The 1,125-nt window shown below is 57.1% G+C and carries 1 protein-coding gene; it reads left to right on the forward strand.

Going from position 1 to position 1,125, the window contains the following annotated elements; all coding sequences use genetic code 11:
• Positions 1-133: 133 nt before the first annotated feature.
• Positions 134-1,125 (forward strand): type II secretion system F family protein (locus E1J61_RS36985; RefSeq protein ID WP_133098671.1); only part of this gene is annotated, 992 nt, incomplete at its 3' end.

Here is a 1,125-nt window from a genome sequence, read left to right on the forward strand (position 1 = left end):
TTGACTCGCCGAACATGACAGGGAAAACCGTGTTCCAGCATGCCCTTTACAAGGCATACCTGGGCCATATCGATCCGCGAACGGTGGAAGCCTTCGAGACGTTCGATAGGTTCGAGATCATTTGAGATACACCATGGCATTTCAATCACTCATCGATGAGATCAAATACCGCGCTGCGGTACGCGCGTTCCGCAAGACAAGGGAGAAGTTCTACGACTCCCTCGCGGAATCCATCGCGGACGGCGAAGCGATGGCCAGGTACTTCAGCGCCTTGGCGGCACGCGCTGCGGCACAGAAGGATCCGCTCGCAGTGCTCTACAAACAATGGCTGCGCCGAATGGACATGCCAGGCGCAGAAGGTGGGCGACTCTCCCATGTATTGAAGGGATGCGCTCCCGAGATGGATCTGATGATCATCTCCGCGCAGGACCTGACGCTGCACCGCTTGCCTGAGACGCTTCGGTTCCTCGCGACAACGATCAAGTCCCAGCGGAAGCTGAACAGCGTACTGGTCAAGGCGGTAACTATGCCAGCCGTTGCGCTTGTAATCACCGTGGTCTTCATGGTGGTCCTGTCATTGCTTGTGGTGCCGGTGTTCTCTCTCATCGCTCCACCGGAGAAGTGGGGTGCTGCAGGCTATTCCCTGTACCTCATCTCCTATGCAGTGACTCATTACGGAATTCTGATCGCTGGCGTGGTTGCCGCGGGGGTATGGGCGTACGTCTGGTCCATCCGGAACTGGACAGGTCCCTATCGCGTGAAGGCAGATCGCATGGTTTTCTACCGTGTCTTCCGTGACTACTACGCCGCACAGTTTCTGGTTGCTGTGGCATCGATGCTGGCGGCAGGCGTGGGCCTCGACACGACCCTTGAAGAGCTGAAGAAGCGATCCAGTCCCTGGTTGCGGTGGCACATCACGAAGATCTCGAAGAACCGTCTACGAGCCTCTCGGTCGCATGGCGAGGCATTCAACACGGGGGTACTAGCTCAGCCTATTGCCAACCGACTCATCGACAGTAGCCGCCGCAGCAGCGATTTCCCAGCCGTCATGAAGCGCATTGGCATCGAAGGCATGGATGAGACCAGGCAACAAGTCGAAGAAAGTGCATTCAAGCTGAATCTCAC

It is taken from the genome of Cupriavidus sp. L7L (assembly GCF_004353535.1).
In the GTDB taxonomy this organism is placed as follows: Bacteria; Pseudomonadota; Gammaproteobacteria; order Burkholderiales; family Burkholderiaceae; genus Cupriavidus; species Cupriavidus oxalaticus_A.